We start from the raw sequence: 22,313 nt of genomic DNA, 5'->3' as shown, positions 1-22,313 counted from the left end.
CTCAGAACGCGTAGGTGGCGCGGCCGTAGATATAGCGGCCCGACCGACCGAACGGCGCATACGTCGAGAATGGCGTGTTGCCGGTGGTGTTGAGCGACGGCGGCAGTGTCTCGGGATACTGGTCGAACACGTTGTCCGCGCCCAGCGCCAGGGTCAGCTTCGGCGTGACCGCCAGGCGGCCTTCCAGGTCGACCGTGGTCCTGGCGCCCATCTCGAAGTCGAACGCCGCCGTGGTGCCCGGCGAGAGCACTTCGCCGTAGCGCGTGGCGCGCAGCGTCGCACCCCACTGGCCCAGCTTCCAGTTCACGTTGGCGCTGACCTTGTTCTTCGGCTGGCCTTTTTCCAGCGACAGCACGTTCAGGCGATCAAACAGCACCGGCGCCGGGCTCAGGTTCGAGAGCTGCTCAGTCGTCGGCGTCTTGGTCACTTTGGTGTCGGTGAAGTTGGCCGCCAGCGTGAAGTCCAGCTTGCCCGCGTCGCCGGCGTTGTACGGCATGCTCAGCACGATGTCGACGCCCTTGGTGGTGGTGTCCACGCCGTTGATGAAGAAGCGCCCGCCGCCCACGCCGATGAAGCCCTGGCTGGCGATGTAGTTGCGCACGTTCGTCTGCGTCAGGTTCTCGGACAGGATGATGCGGTCGTCGATGTCGATGCGGTAGGCGTCCACCGTCAGGCTGACAGCGCCCAGACGCATCACGGCGCCGAGCGACGCGTTGATCGATTTCTCGGCGTCGAGCGGCTTGGCGCCCAGCGCGACAGCGACCGGATCGTCCGGGCGGAAGGTGGTGATCTCGAACGGTACGCCGTTGATGAAGTTGGTCGAGGTCGCGGTAAAGTTCTGCTGCTGCGGCGAAGGCGCGCGGAAGCCGTTCTGGATCGCGCCGCGCACGGCGAAGTTCGGGTTGAAGTCGTAGCGCAGCGCGAGCTTGCCGGCCAGGCTGTTGCCGAAGTCCGAATAGCGCTCGCCGCGCACGGCCACCGATGCTAGCAGCTCAGGTGTGACGTTCGCTTCGAGGTCGATGAAGGCGCCAATGGCGTTGCGGTGCGCGTCGACTTCGTTCGATGGCCGGAAGCCCGGGAACACCTGGGCGCCCGGCGCCGTTGGCGTACCGTTCGGCAGCAGCGCGCCGCCGAAGCTGTATGACTGCTCTTCGCCCGCAAACAGCTCATAGCCTTCGCGGCGCGCTTCGATACCCACGGCCACGTTCAGCGGCGACGAGAAGGACGCCATCTCGACGCTGCGCACACCGGTCAGGTTCAGCACGGCCTGATCATACGAATAGCCGCCTGCGTAGAACGCCGTCTTGCTGGTCGGGCCAAGGGAGCGATTCAGCGTGTTCTCGATGGTGTACTCCATCTTGTTCTTGCCGTAGCCGAGCGAGGCGTCCATGTCCCATGCGCCGGCAACCCAGGTCACGCCGCCGGTGGCCGAAAAGTCTTTCACGGTCGGCGAGATCAACGGCAGGAAGCCGTCCGGGTAGATCGACTGGATGTTGCGCGCGTCCTGCGGGATGCGGGCATAACCGGCCGACGTGGCATCGCGGTCCTGGTAGCTTGCCCAGCCGTACACCTTGACGCCGCCGCCCATGTCGTTGCCGGCGTTGGCAAACAGCGTGGACTGCTTCATGTCGGGTTCACCGGTCCATGCATTAAAACGGTTGATCGTGTTCTCGCGCGGATCGAAGGCGCCGTTGACCAGTGCGTACTGCTGGCGCATGTCGTAGCCGGCACGCTCGGTGCGGTTCTGGTCGCGGAATTCGCCGGCGATCGTCAGGTAGCCAGTCTCGCCCAGCGCCAGGCCTTTCCAGATGCTGACCGTGGCGGTCTGGCCGTCGGTGCGCTTGCGCGAGGCCGGCGCGGTCCAGGTGCCGCCGGCCGGTGGCGCTGCGTTGTACAGATCGTATTCGGTCTTGTTCGCGCCATAGTTGACGGTCGCTTCGCCGCCCGTGCGGTCGGTGCGCAGGCGCATGTTGACGACGCCCGAGATCGCGTCCGAGCCATACTGGGCCGCAGCGCCGTCACGCAGCACCTCGACCGTTTTGACGATCGCGGTGGGGATCGTGTTCAGGTCGACCGCCGCCGAGCCGCGGCCAATCGAGCCGTTCACGTTCACCAGCGACGACGCATGGCGGCGCTTGGAGTTCACCAGCACCAGGGTCTGGTCAGGGGACATGCCGCGCAGGGTGGCAGGGCGGATGGTGTCGGTGCCGTCGGTCAGCGCTGGCCGCGGGAAATTCAGCGAAGGCAGGGCCATCGACAGCGCCTGCGTCAGTTCGGTGCTGCCCGAGTTCTTCAGGGTCTCGGCCGAGATCACGTCGACCGGTGCAGTGGTATCGAGCACGGTGCGGTTGGCTACGCGGGTGCCGGTGACGACGACTGTCGCGGACGCTGCGGTGGTTTCGGCTTGCGGCGCCTCCTGGGCATGGGCAAAGCCTGCGCACAGCGCGGCAATGGCAAGGGCAACTGCTGTCTTTTCCGTCTTGGCTCTCTGCATGGTGCAATCCTTTGATATTCAAACGCGGGTGTTCCACTGGGAAGGGCGAGGCCGGGACCTCGATTCCATACTGCTCAGCGCTTGCCATGGTGTCAATTCGTGCTAATCGCGAATGACGTAATTACAACAATGGCGGGATGTCAGGTTCATGTAAGTGCGTTACGCAACGCGCGGGCGAGCGCGTGCCGATGCCTGCTTCATAAGGTGATGCAGCGTGGTTGCCAGCGCGCTGGATTCACGGCACGATGGCAGCACGATCCAGCCTCTCCAAGCAATGAGCCAGCCAACATCAGCGCGCCGGGCCGAGCCCACATTTCCACCGGACCCCCAGCTTCATTCACTCCTCGGATGGGGATTTCTGCTCGTCGGCATGGCGATCAGCGTGTTCATGTGCATGACCCTGCTCGACAAGTACGCGGCCTGGGACTGGCCAAAGGCGCGGGCGCAGATCACCAGCAGCACGCTCTACAAATCCACAGGCCGCTCGACCCAATGGTGCATACAGCTGCGCTATCGCTACACTGTGGGTGGCCGGGAATTCACCGGCCGGCGCCAGGCCACGTCGTGGCTGAGCGGCGTGCAGTGCGACCGCGCGCACGCCGTCATGCAGGCGCGTTTCGCCCACCAGCAGCCGGGTGATCCGATCACGGTCCGCTATCAGCCCGGTAAGCCCGGGCGCGCCGTCGTCTACGCGGATGGGATGAGTCCCGCGGAGTGGTTTTTTGTGGCGCTGGCGATCATGCTGGTTGCGGGCGGCATCGGGACGCTGCGCGTTGCGGCCCGGCTGCGACGCGAGGCGCTCGTGCACGCGGCAGAGCGCACGGCAAGGATGCAGCGTGCCGCTGCGCTGCAGGGGCACCGGCTTGTATAGTGGTGGCGCTACGAAACCCATCAAGCTGCATATCAGCACGGCAGTAACGAGACGAATAACGAGACCAATCACGAGATACCATGACAGACCTGTTCCCCCATTTTCGCGCCCTGCAAGTCGAGGTCGATCCGACCGTTACCATCAACGCCAACGTCGGTGGATCCGGCCCGCCGCTCCTGCTGCTGCATGGGCACCCGCAAACGCACGCCATCTGGCACCGCGTTGCACCGCACCTGGCCGAGCACTTCACGGTCGTGGCCTGCGACCTGCGTGGCTACGGCGAGTCGTCCAAACCGCAGGGCGCGCCGGACCACGCCAACTACAGCAAGCGCGCGATGGCGGCCGACATGGTGGCGGTGATGCAGTCACTGGGATTTGCCACGTTTCGCGTGCTGGCGCACGATCGCGGCGCGCGCGTGGCGCACCGGCTGGCGCTGGACCATCCACAGGCCGTCGAGCGGATGGCGCTGCTGGACATCGCCCCCACGCTCGCGATGTACGAGCAAACGTCGGACACGTTTGCGCGCGCCTACTGGCACTGGTTCTTCCTGATCCAGCCGGCGCCGCTGCCCGAGCGCCTGATCGAGGCCGACCCGGCTGCGTACGTGCGGGACGTGATGGGCAAACGCAGTGCAGGCCTGGCGCCGTTCGACCCGCGCGCGCTGGCCGAGTACCAGCGCTGCCTGGCGTTGCCGGGCGCGGCGCACGGCATCTGCGAAGATTACCGCGCTGCGGCGACGATCGACCTCGAGCACGACCGGTCTGACCGCGATGCTGGAAACCGTCTGGCGCTGCCTCTGATGGTGCTGTGGGGGGAGCAGGGCGTGGTCGGGCGCTGTTTTGATCCGCTTGCGGAGTGGCAGCGGGTGGCGGCTGACGTGCAGGGTGGGGCGCTGCCGTGCGGGCACTATATTGCCGAGGAAGCGCCGGATATGCTGCTTGAACGGGTGCTACCGTTCCTCGCGCAACGCTGAACCGGAGGATAAACAGCATCGAGATAGGCAGTCGATATCTGCGCAGTAGTGACTCTCACCGAATGCGAGGCGGAGCGGCTTGTCGGCGAGCACGAAAAACTTGCGCGATCGCCCTGGCATTTCGCGATCACGAATGGTATTCGCGAAAACACGCTTGCTGTCTGCTTGAATAAAAAACTACAGCTAGCATGCGATTCTGTGCGAGCGCCTTGTTGGCCAGTAGATCCGTCGGTGGAAACCTGACCGGCCAGGCCGCCGTCGACCCCTTGCTCCGCGAGCACCAGGTCGACGTGGCTCAGTTCACCGCCAACGATGACGGTAGCGCTGACGACATAGAGGCCTGCTAAAGTGCACCTACTTGTTCTCCCGAGACCGCATAGTCCGGGTCCGGGTTAGGTGGGAGATAACTTTGACCATGTCGGCGTTGTTCTAACAGGGCACGCTAGGAATCCCCTTTCCACTGATTAGATCGACACCGACCCAGCACCGATAGCCCATGCCTGTCTCAGAAGCCTTGAGCGCTGTGAAGGTACACTGAACTGCCCCTTTCGCCCGCTCACGGTCGCCGTTCGACGTGCTGCACATATCTTGCGCACGTGCGTCGGGACCAATCGAGTCAAAAATTTCCTTGGCCGCCTGCCCCCTGAACAGGATGCTCAATTTGCGATCTTTAGCCGTAGGGGCCTCACTGTACGCGACAGTTTCGCCGGAAAATATTCGATAATTTGCCCCGGGTATCGGAGTCCACCCGCCTAGCGTATCGGACGCCAGCGCAGACAGCGTGGCCAATCCGCACACGGCGATTGCTGAGATAGCGCGTCGCATATCATCCCCTTAGTCCGACATGAAAGTGGTCGTGATGGCCCCGCATGGGGCGAACGAACGGTATCGACATGTCGTTGTACCAGACCACTTGGACTGGTGTGAACGCACGAAACAACTCGATAATTTTGGTAGTTGCTGCTCGGTCATACTGTGGAGAGAAGCAGCTTACCGGACATTCGACGCCGTCTTTGCGAATAGGCCGTAAGTCAACTTGTAGCCCATCCAAATGAGTAGCATGCTCGCCATCGTCGCGCATGTCGGCTCGGCTGATATTGCCAACACCAACGCGGCGCGGATCTATCTTCTGCCATTCGTGCGCTACACGCAGGATGGCGGTCATCATGATCGGGTGGGCGTATTGGTACCCGCCACGATCAGGTCTTTTATCCATCGTACCGTAGGTGTAATAACCAGCATCACGAGCCGCTCGCGGCAGCATGAAGAACCCGCGCGAATCTAGGCCGCAGCGGATCAGGTTTCGGGTCAGTCATGATCACTCCGGGTAAGCGCACGATTTGTTGCAGGACAGACCCCATCCATCAGCAGTTTGGCCGACGACGCCGCCGATTCTCTGCTGCGAGTTTTTCCATTTCACTTTGCTAAATTGCAGGGAGACGTGGTCAATCAGAAGCATCCCCTCGGTCGCCTAGATATGCAAATAGACGTCGATCGCCATGTTGAGCTTTCAAGAAATGGGGAGATAGCCAATTTTGAACTCATCCCTTGCAGCGAAATTTGGCGTGCCGCAAGGTAGTCCGCGTTGTTGCTCGGACTCCAGTCCGCCGAGATGCGACGCTTGAAGGTCGGTGTACTTCGCCAGAACGTCTGTATAAGGTACAACTTGATTGCTGAGCTACGCGACCAACTCTCGGTGCGGCGACTGTGCAAAGTCCTCGAAGCGCATTTGAAGGGCTTCCATGTCTGGCGGCTAAACCCTGAACGCAAGCGTGATCTCCGCACATTGATCACGAGTTCGAGCTGCACCAGCGGCTCGACAGCCATTGACGCCAGCGCTGGGCCCGGCAAACCGGTTACAGACCCAGCAGCCTGCGCAGCCGCAGTGCATCCATGCCGTCGTGGTAATACGCACCATAACGTCCGAACACAACGTAGCCTCGCTTGCGAAACAGCGCGAGCGAGGCGGCGTTGTCTGTCCGGACTTCGAGGCGCACTTCCACGCAGCCATGGGCCGCAGCCCAGTACTCGGCCTCAGTCAGCAGGCGCGCAGCCACGCCGCAGCCCAGGTGGGCCGGATGCGTCGCCACGGAATAGACGCGCGCGCCCCGCCAACCGGTGCGTAGCATCAGCATGATGTAGCCCCGCACGACGGCCCCGTCCACGTCGACGAAGGTCACGCTGTTGGCCTGTGTGAGCAGGTAGCGAAAGCGGCGCCGGTCGAGCCGGTCGCCGGGAAAGCTGGCGTTTTCAATGGCCACCAAGGCCGCGATGTCGCCCGTTGTTGCCAGCCTGATGGCGCTGTCCGTGTAGTCGTTCGTTGAAATGTCTGCTGCGCGTCGCGCAGTCGGACCATGAGGTGTTGCGTGCCGCACGATCACTCCCTCTGCGTTGCAGTGTTACGGATAAATGAATTGCAAAGAGTGGCGCGCCGCGCGTAAAAACAGCGTCAGCACCTTCAGCGCCAGAGCGCATGACCCGCGCCCACTTGTGCTTCCATCGAATGCGCCATCGTCGGCAGCGTGGCGTAGACCTCGTCGTACAGTGCCTGCATTTCGGCGGCGGCGTCCGGGTCACAGGCCGCCGCATCCGATACGCAGCGCCCCAGGCCGTAGTTGACGTCAGCCGGCGCGTGCAGGATGGTCGATGCCAGCGTGGCGTTCTGCACCCGACTCACGTGCGCGAGCACGGCGGCGCGCTCGTTGGCGTCCGGCCCGTCCGGGCCACTGACGGCGACGAACAGCACCCGCAGGCCAGGATTCAAAACGCGCGCACCGTTCAACCGCGCCAGCAGGCGGTATTGCAGGTCGAGGTCGAGCGCGCTGCCGCGCACTGGCACCACCACCAGGCGGCTGGCTGCCAGCACGCAGCGGCAACCGTCGGTGTCGCGCGCACCGGCGTCGATCAGGATATCGTTGAACAGCGGGCGCAGCGCGGCCAAACGCGTTTCGACGGCGCGACTGCCCACGTGGCGCGTGTCGATCCAGGGCCGCACGCCGGCGCTGCTGCGGTCATTGCACCAGTCCCTGTCCGCACCTGCGGCGGTGGTCATCAGGCATACGCGTCTGCCGCTGCGTGCGCGCAGAACCGCCAGGTTGCGCGCCACGACGGTGCGTTCCGGGGTGCCGTGCTGGTTGACGATGGCGATGATCATTGAAACCCTTCCGAAGTTGATGCGATGTTCGCCAGCGTAGCGGGGCACCCGTAAAAACAGGACAAAAGGGGCGGGCGCCTCCGTCAATGCCGTGTAAACGCGCCCTGTCGCGGCCTGCGGGGCAGGGCTAAGCTGCGCGCTTTTCCAATGCGAAGCGAGCCACGTCATGACCCCAATCGACCCTGTCAGCCTGGTGACTCCACGCCTTTACCTGCGCGTGCCGACGGACGCCGACACACATGGCTTGCTGGCGCTGTATGGCGACCGCGAGGTGATGCGCCACTGGAGTCACCCGGTGTGGACGTGTCCTGGGCAGGCGCGCGCAGCGATCGCCGAAGCGCGGACTGACCTTGCACGGGGAAGCGGGCTGCATCTGGTCATCGTCAGCCGCAGCGATGGCGGCCTGGCGGGCAGTTGCGCGCTGTTCGACATCCATCCGCAGCATCGTCGCGCCACGCTCGGCTATCTGCTGGCGCGGCCGTACTGGGGGCAGGGCCTGGCCGGCGAAGCCGTGCGCGCGCTGCTCGCGCACGGCTTCGATGCGCTCGACCTGGTCCGCATCGAAGCTGAAGTCATCCCCGGCAACGACGCATCGACGGCGCTCCTGGCTCGTCTTGGATTTCGCTGCGAAGGGCTGCTGCGCGCGCGCTGGCGTGTTGATGAAAAAGCGATCGACGTTCAGTTGTGGGCCTTGCTGCGCCCCGACCGGCCTGCATGAAACCTGCGCGAGGTGATGAGCGCCTCATTTACGCGGGCTTGTCGCGCTGCGCCGTTTTTTTTACGCGGTTTTTACGGGCCAATCGCTACAGTCTGGACAGCGCCGGCCATCGAGCCAGGCGCCCGTTTCGATCCACCCCCGATCAACTCCGATACCGTCAATGACCACGCTTCGCATGATTTCCCCCGCCATCACGGCGACCCAGGCAGCGCCTGCCGAACCCGAACCTGATGGGCCCACCTTCCTGATCATCGTCGACCGTGCCGGCGACTGGCGCGCCGCGCGCCCCGGTTGCACCGTCATCGAAGCCGATGACTTCCTGGCCAACCCTGTGCTGGACGCAGACATCCTGGTCATCAACCTGTGCCGCAGCTACAAGTATCTATCCGTCGGTTACTACTGCTCCCTGATGGCGCAGGCGCGTGGCCAACGGGTGCTGCCGTCGGTGAAGACGATCAACGACCTGTCGCGCAAGGCGATCTATTCACTCGACACGGGCGAACTCGATCGCGCCCTGAATGATGTCTTGGGCGCCGATGGCAGCGCCCCGATGCCGGTCGAGTTTTCGATGGACATCCGGTTCGGCCGCACCGACTACACACCGTTGGCAGCGGTGGCGCGCAGCATTTTCGAGATCTTTCCAACGCCGCTGATGCGGGTCGAATTTGCGCGTGGCGATGAGCGCGGCGATGAGCGTGGCGAAGCGTGGCATATCGCGGCGATCCGCACCCAGGGGCTCAAGTCGCTGGGCGAGCAGGGCCGCGCGGCCTGCGAGGCGGCCCTCGGTGCATTCGCGGGCTTGCCGCAGCCGGCGCCCGGCGCGCGGCGCTACCGCTACCGCATCGCGGTGCTGCACGATCCCGATGAAGAGCTGGCGCCGAGTAACACCGGGGCGCTGGCGCGGCTTGGCGCAGTGGGGCGCGAATTGAGCCTGACGGTCGAACTGATCGGGCGCCAGGACTTCGCGCGCCTGGCCGAATTCGATGCGCTGTTTATCCGCGAGACCACGGCCGTCAACCATCACACCTACCTGTTCGCCAAGAAGGCCGAGAGCGAAGGGCTGGTGGTGATCGACGACGCCGGTTCGATCTTGCGTTGCACCAACAAGGTATACCTGGCCGATCTGCTGCGCCTGCACGGCGTGCCGACACCGCGCACCTTCACGCTGCAGCACGCCGATGCCGACGCGCTGGCCGCGATCGAGGCGCAGATCGATTATCCGATGGTGGTGAAAATCCCGGATGGCGCGTTTTCGCGCGGCGTGATGAAGGTAAAGGATGCGGAGGAATTTACCCGCGTGGCCGAAGAACTGCTGCAGCAATCGGCGCTGATCCTGGTGCAGGAATACATGTTCACCGAATTCGACTGGCGCATTGGCGTGCTCAATCGCCAGGTGATCTTCGCCAGCAAGTACTGGATGTCCAAGGGCCACTGGCAGGTCGCCAAGCGCGACGCCAATGGCAAGGCCGAATTCGGCATGGCAAGCGCCGTGCCGCTGGACGAGGCGCCGGCCGACTTGCTGGCCCACGCGCTGCACGCGGCGAACCTGATCGGCGACGGTCTGTACGGCGTTGACATGAAGATGACGTCGCGCGGCCCGGTGGTGATCGAAGTGAACGACAACCCGAACATTGACGCCGGCGCCGAAGACAGCGTGCTCGGGGACGAGCTGTACCGGATCGTGCTGCGCGAATTCGTGCGCCGGCTGGACGTGCTGCACCGCCCGGCGCCGGGCGCGCCGTGCTGACAGTTTTGCCCAATTTTTGACAATATTTTTACGCGGCGCTGCGTAGAATCGCGGCCACGATCAATTTCGCATGACAAGACCGTATGACTATTCGCCCAGACATCGCCAGAGGGAGCAACCCTGGCCAGCGCGCATTGAAGGAGCCGATCCGTGAATGAAGTGGCGGCGCGCATCAACTGCACCGTGTACCGAAAGGGCGTCAAGCTGGAAGAGATCCGGATTGAAGACGTCAGCGTCGCGCTGGAGGACGAGGACACCTTCGTCTGGCTCGGCCTGTTCGAGCCGGACAAGGAATTGATGGACATGGTGCAGGACGAATTCGACCTGCACGACCTGGCGGTGGAAGACGCGCGCAAGGCACACCAGCGGCCCAAGATCGAGGAGTATGGCGAGAACCTGTTCGTCGTGCTGCACACGGTGTCGCTGGTCGAGCAGGCGCTCCACTTTGGCGAGACGCACGTGTTTGTCGGGCCGCGCTTCGTGATGACGATCCGGCATGGAACGTCCAACGGGTACCGCGCGGTCCGCGAACGCGCCGAGAGCGTGCCCGCCAAACTCGCGACGGGGCCCGGGTACGTGCTCTACACGATCATCGATTTCATCGTCGACCATTACCAGCCATGCATGGATATGCTGCAGGACCGGTTTCGCCAGGTGGAGAAGGCATTATTTCTGCCGAATCCATCGTCGGATAACCTGGAAGAGTTCTACAACCTCAAAAATGAGCTGCTGTCGGTGCATGGGGCGGCTGCACCGTTGATCGACATCTGCAACGAACTGCTGCGTTTTCACGGCGACATCATCCCGGCCGGAAACCGCATCTATTACCGCGACATCCTCGACCATGTTGCGCGCGTGACGCAGACGGCAGACCGGATTGGCGAGATGATCAATGCCGCGATGCAGGTGTCGCTGGCGCAGGTGACGATTCGCCAGAATGACGTCGTCAAGCGCCTCGCCGGCTGGGGTGCGATCCTGGCGGTGCCGACGATGGTGTTCAGCCTGTATGGCATGAACTTCCAGCACATGCCGGAGCTGGCCTGGCGCTGGAGTTATCCCGCGGTACTATTCGGGATCGTCGCCGGTTGCACGCTGCTGCACCGGCGCCTGAAGCGCGTCGGCTGGCTGTAGGCAGCGCCTGGAGAGCTAGCCCACGGCGCCAGTGAACGTGATGGTCGCGCACACGCCGCGCCCATGCTCGCCATCTTCCAGCGAGATCATCCCGCCGTTCCTTGCAGCGCCCCGTTCGGCAATCGCCAGCCCCAGCCCGGAACCCAGCTGCTCCTGCCCCGGCACCCGATAGAACCGCTCGAACACCTTGTCGCGCAAATCCGGTGCAATGCCCGGCCCGCCGTCGCAGATCGCCAGCCGGTAGCCGTGCGCAGCGCGGGTCAGGCGCACGGTGATGCGGCCGTCGTGCGACGAATACTTGATCGCATTGCTGATCAGGTTATCGACCGCCGACGCCATGCTTTCCAGGTGCAGCGGCAGCGCGCCACCGGCGTCCAGGGCGGCGTCGAATTCGATCTCGATATTGCGTTGCACCGCCAGGTGCGCCGCCGTCGCCACGCGCTCGCGCACGAAGTCGGCCACGCTCGTCAGTGGACATGCCTGCGCCACCTGCGGTTCGGCCCGGGCGCGTTCGAGCGCCAGCAACTGGTGCACCGTGTGCGTGGCGCGCGCGACGCCGCTGCGCAGGCCGGCCGCCGGCTCGGCGCAGCGCTCGGCCATTTCGGCGCCAGCGCGGCTCATCAAGACGTGGGCGTTGATCTGGATGGCCGCCAGCGGCGTCTTGAGCTCGTGCGCGGCGTCGGTCAGGAACTCGTGCTCGTGTTCGATGCGCTGAGAGAGACGATGCATCAGGCCGTTGATCGCCACCACCAGCGGCGAGAGTTCCTTGTACTTCGAGTCGGGCAGCGGCGTCAGGTCGGCATCCGTGCGCTGGGCGATGCTGGATGCGATCGAGCGCAGCGGCCGCAGGCCGATGCCGACGATCAGCCACGCCGGGATCAACAGCAGCGGCAGGCTGAAAAAGGTCGACGACAGTAAAAAGCTCACGCCCCAGATGGTCAGCATCCATTCGTCGTCGACTTCGTGGCGGCGCTCGACGACGATGCGGTTGCTGGCGTCGTGCGCCGTCCAGCGCACCCACGCGTAGGTGCCGCGCGCGGCCACCTCGGGCAGTACGTCCGGCAATTGCGGCATCGAGTTGTAGAGCAGGCGGCCATCGAGCCAGACCCGCACGCGCACGCGCGAGTGGTAATCGAGCTCCCTGAACATGCGCTCGCGGTTTACCTCGATCGCCGCGAGCGCCGGCAGCATGCGCGCGGGCCGCGCGCCTGTGTCGACCAGGTGCGACAGGATGTTTTCCGTGTGCGCCTTGTTTTCACTGAAGGTGCGCGTACGCTGCGTGACCTTGGCCTCATAAAACATCCACAGCACGCCGATGATTGCGACGCTGACGATCACGCCGGCAAAGCTGAACATCAGGCGCCGGAACAGCGAGGACTGTCTAAACGTCACGCTGCACCATGTAGCCGACGCCGCGCACGGTGCGGATCACGCCTTCGCCCACTTTCTTGCGCAGGTTGAAGATGTGCACGTCGAGCGTCTGGCTCTGGCCTTCGCCGGAGGGCAGGGCGCGCCGTTCGAGTTCGACGCGCGTGAGCACGCGGTTGGCCTGCTTCATCAAGGTGAGCAGCAGCGCGAATTCGGTTTTTGACAGCGTGACGCTCTGGCCGCCGCGCGTGACGAGCATGCGGTTTTCATCGAGTTCAATGTCGCCCGCCACCCACAGGTTCTCTTCCAGCGCGCCGTGGCTGCGGCGCACGATCGCGCGCAGGCGCACCAGCAGTTCGGGAATCTCGAAGGGCTTGATCAGGTAATCGTCGGCGCCCAGGTCGAACCCCTTGAGGCGGTCCTGCAGGCTGTCGCGCGCGCTGATGATCAAGACCGGCAGGCGTACGCCCTCATCGCGCAGCGCGCGCAGCACGTCGGTGCCGTCGCCATCGGGCAGACCCAGGTCGAGCACCACGGCGTCGAAGGATTCGCTGCGCATGCGCGCGGCCGCGCCCTGGGCCAGGCGCAGCCAGACTGCCGTGTGGCCTTCGTCCTGGAACACCGACAAGAGGGCCTGGCCGATCGCCAGATCGTCTTCGATCATCAGAATTTTCATGCCGGAAGTGTATCAGTGCGCTGCGCTTCGGGCGTCGCAGCGAATCTTCAGATTCGCTTCAGCCGTGCATTGACCGCGCAACCCCGATGCCGGACTATCCGGGGCGACCGCTTTCAGGTTGAAATTGCAACAGAAAACAAGACGAGACAGGAGACGAAGGATGCGTACCAGTTTATTGAAGATGAGCCTCGTGGCGCTGGGCATGGTGATCAGTACCGGCGCGTTCGCCGCCGAAGACCTGATGGCCACCGTCGAGTCACCCGGCAAGGTGCTCAAGGTGTCGTTGCAGGTCGCTCCGGACGGGCGCCTGTCGTACCAGGTCGAGCGCAATGGCCAGCCGGTCATCGCGCCGTCGCGTCTGGGCTTCGTGCTGGCCAGCGACAAGCCGCTCGATGCCGGCTTCGCGATGGAGCGTCATCTGGTTACCTCGCATGACAGCACCTGGGAGCAGCCGTGGGGCGAGCGTCGCACGGTGCGCAATCATTACAGCCAGATGCGCGTGGACGTCCACCAGAAGAAGGATGGCCGGCGCCTGGCGATCGTGTTTCGCGTGTTCGACGATGGCGTGGGCTTCCGCTACGAATTCCCGAAGCAGGCCAATAACCGCGCGGTGCACATCGCTGACGAGCTGACCGAATTCGTGGTGGCGCAGCCGGCCACCGCCTGGTGGCAGCAGGCCGGTGAAGTCTGGGCGCTCGAATACCCGATCCAGAAAACGCCGCTGCGCGAAGTGGGCATGGCCAACACGCCGATGACGGTGCGCATGGAAAACGGCACGCACATCGCCTTCCACGAAGCGGCGCTGGTCGACTACGCGTCGATGTGGCTGCGCCGGGTCGAAGGCCAGCGCCTGCGCGCGCACCTGACGCCGTCCGCCAATGGCGCGCCGGTCGTGCGCACCGGGAGCTTCACGACGCCGTGGCGCACGATGCAGATCGCGGGTGACGCGGCGGGCCTGTACATGTCCGACCTCGTGCTGAACCTGAACGAGCCCAATAAACTGGGCGACGTCTCGTGGGTCAAGCCATCGAAGTATGTCGGCGTCTGGTGGGACATGCACCTCGAAACCAAAACCTGGGCCGCGGGCGACCGGCTCGGCGCGACGACCGACTACACGAAGCGCTACATCGACTTCGCGGCAAAGAACGGTTTCCGGGGCGTGCTGGTCGAAGGCTGGAATCCGGGCTGGGACAGCGACTGGGCCGGCAACGGCGCGGACATGGACTTCACCCGCCCGAACCCGCGCTTCGACCTGCCGGCACTGGCGGCGTACGGCAAAGCGCGCGGTGTGCACATCATCGGCCACCACGAGACCGGCGGCAATATCGCGCACTACGAGAAGCAGCTCGATGCAGCGCTGCGCCTGTATGCAAAAAACGGCGTGGACAGCATCAAGACCGGCTACGTGACCGATGGCGGCGCTGCGCAGTTCATGGGCAAGAATGGCAAGGTCCATTTCGGCTATACGGATTCGCAAGAGGGCGTGCGTCACTACCAGAAGGTGGTCGAGGATGCGGCGCGCTACAAGATCGCGATCAACACGCACGAGCCGGTGAAGGACACGGGCCTGCGCCGCACGTATCCGAACTGGATCTCGCGTGAAGGCGCGCGCGGCGTGGAGTACAACGCCTGGGGCAATCCGGTCAACAGCGTCGAACACGAGGCGAACCTCGTGTTCACCCGCATGCTCAGCGGCCCGCTCGATTACACGCCGGGCATCCTGAGCCTGGAGGGCAAGGACAAGAAGCCGTTCAACTCGACCCAGGCCAAGCAGCTGGCCAACTTCGTGGTGATCTATTCGCCGGTGGTGATGGCGGCCGATCTGATCGAGCATTACGATCGCTATCCGGGCGCGTTCAAGTTCATCCGCGACGTGCCCACCGACTGGGACGATACGCGCGTGCTGCATGGCGCCGTGGGTGAATACGCGACCATCGCACGCAAGGACCGCAACTCGAGCGCCTGGTACGTGGGCTCGGTCACCGATGGCAATGCGCGCACGCTCGACCTACCATTGTCGTTCCTGGATGCCGGCAAATCGTACGTGGCCGAAATCTACCGCGATGGCGACAAGGCCGACTACCGCAGCGAGCGCCGCTTCGACCTGGTGATCGAGAAGCGCAATGTGAAGAGCACCGACACCATCAAGATGGTGCTGGCGCCGGGCGGCGGGCAGGCGATCCGGCTGGTGCCGGCCGACTGATCGCCGATAGGTGAAAAACCGGTAGTCAAAGAACCGGCGCCCGCGGGCGCCGGTTTTCGCATATCCTGTCGGACTGTTCTGTCCACCCGCGTCGTCCATGTCCACATCTTCCTCGCCGTCCAGCACCACCTCCGCAGTCAGCCCGGCCGTCCCGGGTGCGGTCATGCAGATCCTTCTCTCGGTTGCCTTCGTCCACCTGCTCAACGATTGCGTGCAGGCGGTGCTGCCGTCGATCTACCCGCTCCTGAAGCACGAATTCAACCTGACCTTCACCCAGGTCGGCCTGATCACGCTGACGTTCCAGTGCACCGCCTCGCTGCTGCAGCCGTGGATCGGCCTGTACACCGACAAGCGGCCGATCCCATTCCTGCTGCCAGCCGGGATGTGCGTGACGCTGTTCGGGGTGGGCCTACTGGCGTGGGCCAACAGCTATCCGATGCTGCTGGTTGCTGCCGGCATGATCGGTGTGGGCTCGTCGACCTTCCATCCGGAAGCCTCGCGCGTGGCACGCCTGGCGTCGGGCGGACGCTTCGGGTTTGCGCAGTCGGTGTTCCAGGTCGGCGGCAATGCCGGCTCGGCCCTGGGGCCATTGCTGGCCGCAGCGATCGTCGTCGGGCGCGGGCAGGCCGAGATTGCCTGGTTCATGCTGCTGGTGCTGGTCGCGGTGGCGGTGCTGGTGGGCGTGAGCCGCTGGTACAGCCACCACCTGATGAACATGGTCAAGAAGGCCGCGCTGCATGCCGGCCCGGCGCTGCCGCGCAAGAAGGTGATCCAGGCGCTGGCCGTGCTGGCGCTGCTGGTGTTTTCCAAGTACATCTATATGGCGAGCCTGCAGACCTACTACACCTTCTTCCTCATCGAAAAGTTCAAGCTGCCGGTGGGCACCGCGCAGATGTACCTGTTCCTGTTCCTGGCATCGGTGGCGCTGGGCACGTTCGCGGGCGGGCCGATCGGCGACAAGATCGGACGCAAGCGCGTGATCTGGTTCTCGATCCTGGGCGCGGCGCCGTTCACCATCGCGCTGCCATACGCCGACCTGTTCTGGACCGGCGTGCTGTCGGTGATCATCGGCCTGGTGATGTCGTCGGCGTTCTCGGCCATCGTCGTGTTCGCGCAGGAGCTGGTGCCCGGCAAGGTCGGCCTGATCTCGGGCATCTTCTTCGGCCTGATGTTTGGCATCAGCGGCGTGGGCGCGGCCGCAATGGGCACCATCGCCGACGTGCACGGCATCGCACAGGTGTACCAGATCGCCTCGTTCCTGCCACTGCTGGGTATCCTGGCCGTGCTGCTGCCGCGCATCGACGCCCGGCGCTAGCGGCCTGGCGCTATGATGGATGTTTCCAATCACTGAGGAAGCATCCATGCGCCAGGACATTGAACTTCTCGCCGCCTTCGACGACCACGGCCAGGGCGGAAATCCGGCCGGCGTCTGGATCGGCGCTGCCTTGCCGCCGGTTGCCGAGATGGCCGCGATGGCGCGCGACGTCGGATTTTCCGAAACCGCGTTTGCTGCGCCGGAAGGCGAGGGGTGGCGCGTGCGCTATTTTTCGCCTGCTTCCGAAGTGCCGTTCTGTGGCCATGCAACCATTGCTCTGGGCGCCGCCCTGGCGCGCCGACATGGCGCTGGCCGCTTTGCGCTGACCCTGAACGCCGCCACCATCAGCGTCGAGGGGCGGCAGGATGGCGCCCGGCTGCAGGCGGCCCTGCAGTCGCCGCCCACCCGCAGCCGGCCCGCGCCGGCCGATCTGGTCGACGCCGCGCTCGCGTTGTTCGGCTACGTGCACGCTGACCTCGACCCGCGCCTGCCACCCGCATGTATCCACGCCGGCGCCGACCACCTGTTTCTGGCACTGTCCAGCCGCGCTGCGCTGGTGGCAATGGCGTACGCGCTCGACGCGGGCCGGGCGCTGATGGCCGCCCATGGCCTCGTAACGATCATGCTCGCTTGGGCTGAACACGATAATCTGTTTCATACACGCAACGCTTTTGCCTCCGGTGGCGTGCTGGAAGATCCGGCGACGGGCGCCGCGACGGCGGCGCTGGCCGGCTATCTGCGCGATCTCGACTGGCCCCATGGCGGCCGGATCGAGGTCGTGCAGGGCGAAGACATGGGCATGCGCTCGCTCATTTTTGCCGAATTCGGCAATGAAACTGGCGGCTCGATACGGGTCTCGGGCAGTGCGCGGATGCTGCGATGATCGCCGCCGTTATGCAATGCACATGATCCTCGTGACGCAGCCATTTTTCCCGGTTTCCCGCTCATTCAAACTGAAGGTGAAAAGTACGCCTGCTCCGCAAATAGATTCTCCGTAAGCGGATTGATAATTTACTCCAGTAAATTTCTGTTTCAATCAATCAACCCAGGAGTCCCGCCATGGAGCAGTTCACCGCCGCCGTCATCAACCCAGCCACGCTGTCGCGACCACGTTCCGTGCGTCCCCCGGTCGCCGGCAGCGTGACCGAACGATTGCCGTTCACGATCCGCCGGGTACAGACCCAGGCCGACCTGCTCAAAGCCGTGCGGATCCGGCACGCTGCCTATGCGCGCCACGTGCCGGATTTCGCACGCACCCTGGCGCAGCCTGAAGCGGCTGACTTCGATGCCGACACGATCGTGCTGCTGGCCGAGTCCAAGCTCGACGGCACGGCGATCGGCAGTACCCGCATCCGCACCAACCTGCACCGGCCGCTGGGCGTGGAAGAATCGGTGGTGCTGCCTGACTGGCTGCAGGGCAAGCGGCTGGTCGAGGCAACCCGGCTTGCCGTCGACGAAGGGCGGGTGGGGCGCATGGTAAAAATTGCATTGGTCAAGGCGTGTTTCATGTATTGCGAAGACAACGCCATCGACTTCTCGGTGGCGACGGGCCGCCCGCCGGTCGACCGGCAATACGAGCAGATGCTGTTCGTCGATGTGTTCCCGGAAGATGGCCTGGTGCCGCTGCGCCACGTCGGCAACATCCCGCACCGCGTAATGGCCTTCGAGATCGCCACCTTCCAGCAGCGCTGGACCGAGGCGCGTCATCCGATGCTCGACTTCTTCTTCAACACGGTGCACCCGGATATCGACATCGGCCCCGTCGTCGTCCCATCCGCACCGCAATGGCCGGCACGGGAAGAACTGGCCGTTGCCTGAGACCGCATTGCACGGCGCGAGACCGGCGGTTGTTCAACTACGAAGGGCATGACGGCATTACACTAAAGCTGTATCCTTGCGCTTTAGTGGCCGTCGTTGCCTGCACGGTGGTCACGCGTATTACCAAGGCCGCTCATGCCCAAGCTTTCCCATCAGTTTCGTGCTTCGCTGCCAGCCGCGTTGCAAGCGGCGGTCGAACTGATTCTGAAGACCTTTTCTTACTACCTCATCCCGATCGGGATCGCGGTGGTGTCGCTGATTGCGCTCGTTTTCTGGCACGACGAATACCGTACCAGCGGCGACGTGCCGCTGACGATGCACGTGCTGGCCGATCCGGCCGGCACGCTCGATCCTGCCAGCGCACTCGGGCCGGCGCGCGAGCGCCCACTGACCAATACGCATGACACCCATCTGTCCGAAGCGCCGGTCTGGTTCGTCGTCGAGCCGATGCCGCGCCCGGGCGCACAGGTGCTCGAATTCCCGTCGCGCCATGCGCTCGATATCGCCTGCTGGAACGCCGCCTCGCTGGCCCCGCTGGGCACGGCCAGCCGCAGCGACAGCACCGGCCTGCTGCGCGCCGACAAGGCCGGCTTCGCACTGAGCGTTGCGCCGTTGCCGCGCCAGCTGCTGTGCCGCGGCACGTTCGCGGGCCCGGCGCGCCTGACGGTCGTGCAGTGGCCCATCGAACAGTACGCGCTGTCGGTCAAGCAGTACCACCGCAAGTCGGGGCTGCTCGACGGCGGCATGATCGTGCTGGCGCTGTTCATCCTGATCACGGCACTGATCAACCGGCAGCCGGTGTACGTCATGTTTGCCGGCTGGCTGATCCTGAACCTGCGCGTGGGGGCGCTGTCGGCCGGCTGGGACATCCAGTGGCTTGGCCAGGCGGTGCCGTCCGACTGGCTGCTGCGCAGCCGCGCCGTCACGTTCACGATGTACGGCATCGCGACGCTGACCCTGTACCAGGCGCTGCTGAAGGATCACCTGGCCGAGATGCGCTACGTGGTGCCGATGCGCGTCATGCAGTGGCTGTGCATGCCGATGCTGGCCGCTGCCATCCTGGTCCCGTATGGGATGTACCTGCCGCTGATGTGGGGCATCCTCGCGTGCTGCTTCTCGCTGATGACGATCGGCCTGTTCAAGATCATCGTCGAATCGCGCACGCGGGTCGCGGCCTGGTTCGCGGCGTCGTTCGCCGTCACCTTCATGGCGTCGCTGGCCGAGGTCGCGTCGGCCGCGTTCGGCATGCGCGAGCTGCTGGGCGTGATCAACAGCGTCACCGCGGCGCTCGCGTCGAGCCTGCTGGCGGCACTGGCCGTGGCTGAACAGATGCGCATGGAAACCGAGAAGCGCCAGGAAGCACAGGAAGAACTCGAGCATGCGTACAAGGCGATGCCGGTCGGCCTGTTCACGCTCGATATCTACGGCCACTTTTTGAGCGTGAATCCGGCGCTGCAGAAAATGCTCGGCATGACCGACTTCACGGCGGGCCGTACGGCGTGGCGCCAGTACTTCACTGAAGCAAGCTGGGCCGCGCTGCACGAGCAGGTCCATGCGAAAGTCGAAGCCGAGATGGAGCTGACCAGCCGCGACGGCGGCCAGCGCTTCCAGGTCAGCGCCACGCTGGCCAGGTCGCGCATCGAGGGCGTGCTGCAGGACACCACCGAAAAACACAAGGCCACCGAGCAGTTGCGCTTCATGGCCAACAACGACCCATTGACCAAGGTCTTCAACCGGCGCGGCATCGAGCGCGAGTTCAGCAATGCCAGTGCGAGCCTGGCCGCCGGCCGGCCAATGGCGCTGGCATATGTCGACCTCGACCGCTTCAAACTGATCAACGATCTGTTCGGGCACGGCGCCGGCGACGAAGTGCTCAAGCAGGTGTGCGAACGCATGGGGGCCATGTTGGCCGGTGGCCAGCAACTGGGCCGCGTGGGCGGTGACGAATTCGTGATCGTGATGCCCGAAACAGCGATTCCGCTGGCCTCGATCATCATTCGCGGCATCGTCGACCGGCTCGGCAGCACGCCCTACCGCGTGGGGGACAAGGCGTTCCACGTGCGCGCGTCCGTCGGCCTGATCGAGGTCGTGCCGGGCATGCCGATGAAGGATGCCGTCTCCACCGCCGACCGCGCCTGCCGCGAAGCCAAGACCGGTACGGGCGACGGCCTGGTCGTGTACGAGCGCGATGCCGATGCATTCCGCCAGCGCGCCGCCGAACTCGATCTGGTCGAGCGCCTGTCGGGGCCGGCCGCCACCGATGGCCTGCTGCTGGAAATGCAGCCGATCATGTCGCTGCGCACGCCGCTGGAATCGCTCAATTTCGAGGTATTGCTGCGCATGCGCGAGCCCGATGGCCGCGTCGTGCCGGCCGGCGCCGTGATTGCCGCCGCCGAAAAGAGCGGGCGCGCGAGCGTGATCGATCGCTGGGTGCTCACGAGCACGCTGGCCTGGATCGCCGAACACAACGATACGCTGGTCAACACGCGCTTCGTCTGCATGAACCTGTCGGGTGCATCTCTCAACGACGAGCGCTTCGTGCAGGACACGTTCGACATTCTCGGCCGCTACGTGCACGTGGCTAGCCGCCTGTGCCTCGAAATTACTGAAAGCGTGGCCCTGCACGACCTGGACAACACGCGCCGCTTCATCGACCAGGTGCGTGGCTTCGGCGTGAAGGTGGCGCTGGATGATTTCGGCGCCGGCTACACCTCGTTCTCGTACCTGAAAGAGCTGCCGGCGGACGTGCTCAAGATCGATGGCAACTTCATCGTCAATATCAATGCGCATCCGGCCAACGTGGCAATTGTCGAGGCCATTGTCAGCCTGGCCGTGAACCTGGGCATGAAGACGATCGCGGAGTGGGCCGAGGATGCCGCCACGGTCCAGACGCTGCAGGAAATCGGTGTCGATTATGTGCAGGGATTCGTCGTGGCGCGCTCGATGCCGCCCGAGCGCATCCTGGAAGGCCGCTCGAGCGCCAGCTTCATCCAGGATCCAGCATTGCTGGCGTTGCTGAGCGAGTGGGACAAACCACCCACGTCACATCTGGCCAGCGTCACGCGCTTGCATTAGCCGGCAACATCTTCTGCAGCTCGTTCAGCCAGTAAAAATGCCGTTCAGTTTGCGCTGAACGGCATCTCCCGATGGTGGGTGAATGGCTATGACGAAGCAGGGGCAATCAGGCTGCAGTCCTGACGGCGTTACGGCGGCGGCGGGCCGTATAGCCCATCAGCGCGAGGCCGGCGCCGATCAGCATGCCACTTGCCGGCTCCGGCACTTCACCGTCAGGCGGGCCGTCGATGGCATCCGTATTGAACGTGATGGTGCCAAAATTCCAGACACCGTCAGGCGAAATCGCCGCATCGTCGAAGTCTTCGTAAAATTCGATGCGCAGGATGCCATCGGCATCCACGCTGAAGGTCAGCTGTTCTGCAACCAGATCCAGCACGTTCGTGAATGTCTCCGTACCCGGCTGGTCAAAGCCGGGGCCCGGATTCAGGAGTACGCCTTCCGTAAAAGCGCCATTGCTGAACGCGAAGGCCATTTCTGACAACCAGCTGGGGGTAAATGCGGTGATATTGAAGTTGTAGCTGATGCTGGTGATTGTCGCATTGGCGCCAACATTGATTTCGTACACGTCGTTAGCTTCGTTGCCAAGCTCACCAATACTCCGTGCGCCCGTCACGTCAAACGTAAATGGTGTAGCAAAGGCAGAAGTGGAAGCGAGAAGTGACAGGCCGACCAGCAGCGTTTTGAATGAGCATAGTGACACGATAACCTCCGATAAATGTGTGCTTGTCAGTAACGCAAGTACCGTGCCAACTTTCTATTAGTTAATAGG

Annotated in this window: 17 protein-coding genes; 11 read left to right on the top strand and 6 right to left on the bottom strand. The window is 64.1% G+C overall.

All coding sequences use genetic code 11. The features are described from left to right. Position 1 precedes the first annotated feature (1 nt). Positions 2–2,494: a TonB-dependent receptor plug domain-containing protein gene (locus AC56LV_RS09280; protein WP_499557081.1), complete on the bottom strand. Its 2,493-nt coding sequence runs from the start codon at positions 2,492–2,494 to the stop codon at positions 2–4. Between the two features lie 370 nt (positions 2,495–2,864). Between AC56LV_RS09280 and AC56LV_RS09275 the strand changes: the two genes are divergently transcribed. From AC56LV_RS09275 to AC56LV_RS09265, 3 genes are all read left to right on the top strand, one after another. Then, positions 2,865–3,365 carry a DUF3592 domain-containing protein gene (locus AC56LV_RS09275; RefSeq protein WP_499557079.1) on the top strand — a complete coding sequence of 167 codons (501 nt, stop codon included), beginning with the start codon at positions 2,865–2,867 and terminating at the stop codon, positions 3,363–3,365. Between the two features lie 80 nt (positions 3,366–3,445). Continuing rightward, positions 3,446–4,339, top strand: coding sequence for an alpha/beta fold hydrolase (locus AC56LV_RS09270; protein WP_499557077.1), 894 nt, complete (start codon positions 3,446–3,448; stop codon positions 4,337–4,339). A gap of 1,060 nt (positions 4,340–5,399) precedes the next feature. Beyond that, positions 5,400–5,624 (top strand): hypothetical protein, encoded by a 225-nt coding sequence (locus AC56LV_RS09265; protein ID WP_499557075.1) that lies wholly within the window; start codon positions 5,400–5,402, stop codon positions 5,622–5,624. A 571-nt stretch (positions 5,625–6,195) separates the two neighbouring features. Here the strand turns inward: AC56LV_RS09265 and AC56LV_RS09260 are convergent. After that, on the bottom strand, positions 6,196–6,600 hold the full coding sequence (locus AC56LV_RS09260) for a GNAT family N-acetyltransferase (protein WP_499557073.1): 405 nt from the start codon (positions 6,598–6,600) through the stop codon (positions 6,196–6,198). 197 nt (positions 6,601–6,797) lie between these two features. Next, positions 6,798–7,493 (bottom strand): hypothetical protein, encoded by a 696-nt coding sequence (locus tag AC56LV_RS09255; RefSeq protein ID WP_499557071.1) that lies wholly within the window; start codon positions 7,491–7,493, stop codon positions 6,798–6,800. Between the two features lie 166 nt (positions 7,494–7,659). Here AC56LV_RS09255 and AC56LV_RS09250 point away from each other — a divergent pair, with 166 nt between their 5' ends. From AC56LV_RS09250 to AC56LV_RS09240, 3 genes are all read left to right on the top strand, one after another. Further along, positions 7,660–8,211: a GNAT family N-acetyltransferase gene (locus tag AC56LV_RS09250; protein ID WP_499557069.1), complete on the top strand. Its 552-nt coding sequence runs from the start codon at positions 7,660–7,662 to the stop codon at positions 8,209–8,211. Between the two features lie 160 nt (positions 8,212–8,371). Beyond that, positions 8,372–9,958 (top strand): RimK family ATP-grasp domain-containing protein, encoded by a 1,587-nt coding sequence (locus tag AC56LV_RS09245; RefSeq protein WP_499557067.1) that lies wholly within the window; start codon positions 8,372–8,374, stop codon positions 9,956–9,958. Positions 9,959–10,108: 150 nt separating this feature from the next. After that, on the top strand, positions 10,109–11,089 hold the full coding sequence (locus AC56LV_RS09240) for a magnesium and cobalt transport protein CorA (RefSeq protein ID WP_499557066.1): 981 nt from the start codon (positions 10,109–10,111) through the stop codon (positions 11,087–11,089). Positions 11,090–11,104: 15 nt separating this feature from the next. Here the strand turns inward: AC56LV_RS09240 and AC56LV_RS09235 are convergent, their stop codons facing one another. Both AC56LV_RS09235 and AC56LV_RS09230 read right to left on the bottom strand, forming a co-directional pair. Beyond that, the gene (locus AC56LV_RS09235; RefSeq protein ID WP_499557064.1) at positions 11,105–12,481 is read right to left on the bottom strand and encodes an ATP-binding protein; all 1,377 of its coding nucleotides are present in this window, start codon (positions 12,479–12,481) and stop codon (positions 11,105–11,107) included. After that, complete coding sequence (locus AC56LV_RS09230) at positions 12,471–13,133, bottom strand: response regulator (RefSeq protein ID WP_183557893.1); 663 nt, start codon at positions 13,131–13,133, stop codon at positions 12,471–12,473. Before AC56LV_RS09230 ends, AC56LV_RS09235 begins: the two co-directional genes overlap by 11 nt. A gap of 160 nt (positions 13,134–13,293) precedes the next feature. Between AC56LV_RS09230 and AC56LV_RS09225 the strand changes: the two genes are divergently transcribed. From AC56LV_RS09225 to AC56LV_RS09205, 5 genes are all read left to right on the top strand, one after another. Then, positions 13,294–15,336: a glycoside hydrolase family 97 protein gene (locus tag AC56LV_RS09225; RefSeq protein WP_499557063.1), complete on the top strand. Its 2,043-nt coding sequence runs from the start codon at positions 13,294–13,296 to the stop codon at positions 15,334–15,336. A 163-nt stretch (positions 15,337–15,499) separates the two neighbouring features. Next, complete coding sequence (locus tag AC56LV_RS09220; RefSeq protein WP_499557988.1) at positions 15,500–16,651, top strand: MFS transporter; 1,152 nt, start codon at positions 15,500–15,502, stop codon at positions 16,649–16,651. A gap of 46 nt (positions 16,652–16,697) precedes the next feature. Further along, positions 16,698–17,534, top strand: coding sequence for a PhzF family phenazine biosynthesis protein (locus AC56LV_RS09215; protein ID WP_499557061.1), 837 nt, complete (start codon positions 16,698–16,700; stop codon positions 17,532–17,534). 176 nt (positions 17,535–17,710) lie between these two features. Next, the gene (locus tag AC56LV_RS09210) at positions 17,711–18,469 is read left to right on the top strand and encodes an N-acyl amino acid synthase FeeM domain-containing protein (RefSeq protein WP_499557059.1); all 759 of its coding nucleotides are present in this window, start codon (positions 17,711–17,713) and stop codon (positions 18,467–18,469) included. A gap of 135 nt (positions 18,470–18,604) precedes the next feature. Next, positions 18,605–21,544, top strand: coding sequence for a putative bifunctional diguanylate cyclase/phosphodiesterase (locus AC56LV_RS09205; RefSeq protein WP_499557057.1), 2,940 nt, complete (start codon positions 18,605–18,607; stop codon positions 21,542–21,544). Positions 21,545–21,650: 106 nt separating this feature from the next. On the opposite strand, the gene AC56LV_RS09200 is transcribed toward AC56LV_RS09205, so the two are convergent. Further along, positions 21,651–22,244, bottom strand: a complete 594-nt coding sequence (locus AC56LV_RS09200; RefSeq protein WP_499557055.1) for a PEP-CTERM sorting domain-containing protein — start codon at positions 22,242–22,244, stop codon at positions 21,651–21,653. Between the last annotated feature and the right edge of the window lie 69 nt (positions 22,245–22,313).

The sequence above is a fragment of the Telluria sp. RB2R28 genome, assembly GCF_059685835.1.
The sequence above is the reverse complement of the archived record's forward strand: the minus strand, read 5'-3'. Positions and strand labels throughout refer to the sequence as shown.

Coding starts and splice junctions, on each gene's coding strand:
- AC56LV_RS09255 (WP_499557071.1), bottom strand. CDS start 7,493: ATGATCATCGCCATCGTCAACCAGCACGGCACCCCGGAACGCACCGTC.
- AC56LV_RS09210 (WP_499557059.1), top strand. CDS start 17,711: ATGGAGCAGTTCACCGCCGCCGTCATCAACCCAGCCACGCTGTCGCGA.
- AC56LV_RS09265 (WP_499557075.1), top strand. CDS start 5,400: ATGCTCGCCATCGTCGCGCATGTCGGCTCGGCTGATATTGCCAACACC.
- AC56LV_RS09225 (WP_499557063.1), top strand. CDS start 13,294: ATGCGTACCAGTTTATTGAAGATGAGCCTCGTGGCGCTGGGCATGGTG.
- AC56LV_RS09215 (WP_499557061.1), top strand. CDS start 16,698: ATGCGCCAGGACATTGAACTTCTCGCCGCCTTCGACGACCACGGCCAG.
- AC56LV_RS09245 (WP_499557067.1), top strand. CDS start 8,372: ATGACCACGCTTCGCATGATTTCCCCCGCCATCACGGCGACCCAGGCA.
- AC56LV_RS09275 (WP_499557079.1), top strand. CDS start 2,865: ATGGCGATCAGCGTGTTCATGTGCATGACCCTGCTCGACAAGTACGCG.
- AC56LV_RS09220 (WP_499557988.1), top strand. CDS start 15,500: ATGCAGATCCTTCTCTCGGTTGCCTTCGTCCACCTGCTCAACGATTGC.
- AC56LV_RS09270 (WP_499557077.1), top strand. CDS start 3,446: ATGACAGACCTGTTCCCCCATTTTCGCGCCCTGCAAGTCGAGGTCGAT.
- AC56LV_RS09250 (WP_499557069.1), top strand. CDS start 7,660: ATGACCCCAATCGACCCTGTCAGCCTGGTGACTCCACGCCTTTACCTG.
- AC56LV_RS09230 (WP_183557893.1), bottom strand. CDS start 13,133: ATGAAAATTCTGATGATCGAAGACGATCTGGCGATCGGCCAGGCCCTC.
- AC56LV_RS09280 (WP_499557081.1), bottom strand. CDS start 2,494: ATGCAGAGAGCCAAGACGGAAAAGACAGCAGTTGCCCTTGCCATTGCC.
- AC56LV_RS09205 (WP_499557057.1), top strand. CDS start 18,605: ATGCCCAAGCTTTCCCATCAGTTTCGTGCTTCGCTGCCAGCCGCGTTG.